Consider the following 2818-nt stretch of genomic DNA (forward strand, 5'->3'; position numbering starts at 1 on the left):
GCTCGGCGCGATCGCCGCCCGCAAGCGGGACCGGATGCCCGACATCGTCCTGCGGGTCCTCGCGATCCTCAGCTACGCGACCCCCGTCTTCTTCGCCGGGCTCCTGCTCAAGCTCGTCTTCGGCGTCGTCCTCGACGTGGTGCCCACGGCGGGCCGCTCGAGCACCGGGACGGAGCTGATGCTCACGTCGCTGCAGCAGCCGACCGGGCTCTTCCTCGTCGACGCGCTGCGCTCCGGGAGCAGCTCCGCGGTGACCGACGTGCTCGCCCACGCGGTCCTCCCGGGCCTCACGCTCGGCCTGCTCACCGCGGGCACCTTCCTCCGCCTCGTGCGCACCAACATGATCGGCACCCTGCAGGCGGGCTACGTCGAGGCCGGCCGCTCCCGCGGTGTCTCGGAGGGGAGGCTCGTCTCCCGCCACGCCTTCCGGCCCGCCCTCATCCCGATCATCACCGTCATCGGCATGCAGATCGCGATGCTCCTGGGCGGTGCGGTCCTCACCGAGACCACGTTCGAGTGGCGCGGGCTGGGCTTCATGCTCGGCCAGTACCTCGCCGCCCGCGACTTCGTCGCCGTGCAGGGGATCGTCGCGGTGCTCGCCATCATCGTCGCCGTCACCAACTTCGTGGTGGACGTCCTCGCCGCCCTGATCGATCCCCGAGTGAGGTTCTGACATGACGACCGTCTCCGCTCCGCCGCGTCCGCTGCGGGACCGCCTCCCCCTCGTCGCGCAGGTGCGCAGCAGCGCAGGGTCCCAGCGGGCGATGCTCCTGATCGGCCTCGCGCTGGTCGGCGCCCTCGTGATCGTCGCCGCGTGCGCGCCGCTGCTGGCCCCGTTCGGCTACGACCAGCTCGCCGTCGACGGCCGCAACTTCGGCGCGCAGCAGCCGCCCGGCGGGCAGCACCTGCTGGGCACCACGGTCGGCGGCTACGACGTCCTCTCGCGCACCCTGTGGGGAGCGCGGACCGCGGTCCAGGTGATCGCCCTGTCGCTCCTGACCTCGGTCGCGGCGGGCGTGCTGCTCGGCGCGGTGTCGGGCTACGTCGGCGGCTGGCTCGACCGGATCCTCGTGGTCGTCGCCGACGCCGTGTACGCCTTCCCGAGCCTCCTGCTCGCGATCGTCCTGTCGATCGTGATCTCGGGCGGCCAGTCGAGCCTGTGGGGCGGAGTCCTCGCCGCGGCGATGTCGATCACCGTCGTCTTCGTGCCGCAGTACTTCCGGGTGGTCAGGGCGGAGGTGCTCCGGGTCGTCTCCGAGTCCTTCGTGGAGTCGGCGCGCGTGATGGGCGCGCGGGACCGGCGGATCCTGATCCGCCACGTGCTCCGCAACTCCACCCGCACCCTGCCCGTGATCATCACGCTGAACGCCTCCGAGGCGATCATGACGCTCGCCGGCCTCGGCTTCCTCGGCTTCGGCATCGAGCCCACCTCCGCCGCCGAGTGGGGCTACGACCTCAACCGCTCGGTGCAGGACGTCACGAGCGGGATCTGGTGGACCTGCGTCGCTCCCGGCGCCGCGATCATGATCGTCGTGCTCGGGATCACCCTCGTCGGCGAGAGCCTCAACGACCTGTCCGACCCCCGCCTGCGCGTCCGCCGCCGCAGCCAGAGAAAGGCCCGGCCATGACCGCCGTACTGAGCATCCGCGACCTCCGCGTCGTCTTCGACACCGACCACGGCCCGGTCCAGGCGCTCGAGGGCGTCGACCTCGACGTCGCGCCGGGGGAGATCGTCGCCCTCGTGGGGGAGTCGGGCTCGGGCAAGACCGTCACCGGCAAGGCGGTCCTCGGGCTGCTGCCGGAGTCGGCCGTCGTCTCCGGCAGCATCCGCCTCCGCCACGGCGGGAGCGACGTCGAGATCGTCGGCGCCCCCGAGAAGACGATGCGGCGGCTGCGGGGAGCGGCGGCGGCGATGGTGTTCCAGGAGCCGTCGACCGCGCTCAACCCGGTCTTCACTGTGGGCTGGCAGATCGTCGAGGGGCTCCGCGCGCACACCTCCCTCGGCCGCCGCGAGGCGCGGGCCGAGGCCGTCCGGATCCTCCGGACCGTCGGGATCCCCGATCCCGAGCGGCGGATCGACGACTACCCGCACCAGTTCTCGGGCGGGCAGAAGCAGCGGATCGTGATCGCGATGGCGCTGATCCAGGGCGCCCCGCTGATCGTGGCCGACGAGCCGACGACCGCGCTGGACGTGACCGTGCAGGCCGAGATCCTCGAGCTCCTGCGCACGCTGCGGCGCGATCTCGGCGGGTCGATGCTCCTCATCACGCACAACATGGGGGTCGTCGCCGACCTGGCCGACCGCGTGATCGTGATGAACGGCGGCCGGATCGTCGAGACCGCGGACGTGCAGTCGCTGTTCTCCGCTCCGCAGCACGAGTACACCCGCTCGCTCCTGGCCGCGGTCCCGCGGATCGGCGCGCCCGGCGCTGCGGGGCCCGAGCCCGCTCCGGGAAGCGAGCCGCTCGTCGTGGCGGAGCGGCTCGAGATCGTCTACCCGGGGCGCCTGGGCAAGCCCTCCTTCACGGCGATCGCCGACCTCTCGCTGACGCTCGCCCCCGGCGAGGTCCTGGGCCTCGTGGGGGAGTCGGGCTCGGGCAAGACGACGCTCGCCCGGACGATCGCCGGGCTGGTCCCCGCGACCGGCGGCTCGCTCCGGGTCCTCGGCTCCGAGCTCGTCGGGCGCCGCGCCTCCCTCGGTGCCGCCGCGCGCGCCGACCTCGGCTTCGTCTTCCAGGATCCGGCGACCAGCTTCAACCCGTTCCTGACCATCGGCGAGTGCATCGCCGAGCCGTTCGTCATCCACGGGCGCGCGGAG

Annotated in this window: 3 protein-coding genes; all 3 read left to right on the forward strand. The window is 72.7% G+C overall.

The window, feature by feature from the left end; translation table 11 throughout:
• A partial coding sequence (locus C5C27_RS17120) for an ABC transporter permease (protein WP_146079752.1) occupies positions 1–673 on the forward strand: 673 nt, incomplete at its 5' end.
• A 1-nt stretch (position 674) separates the two neighbouring features.
• Complete coding sequence (locus C5C27_RS17125; RefSeq protein ID WP_104314999.1) at positions 675–1628, forward strand: ABC transporter permease; 954 nt, start codon at positions 675–677, stop codon at positions 1626–1628.
• Positions 1625–2818, forward strand: a 1194-nt coding sequence (locus C5C27_RS17130) for an ABC transporter ATP-binding protein (RefSeq protein ID WP_104315000.1), incomplete at its 3' end; no start/stop codon positions are given. The genes C5C27_RS17125 and C5C27_RS17130, both read left to right, overlap by 4 nt.

Source organism: Rathayibacter sp. AY2B7 (assembly GCF_002931635.1).
In the GTDB taxonomy this organism is placed as follows: Bacteria; Actinomycetota; Actinomycetes; order Actinomycetales; family Microbacteriaceae; genus Rathayibacter.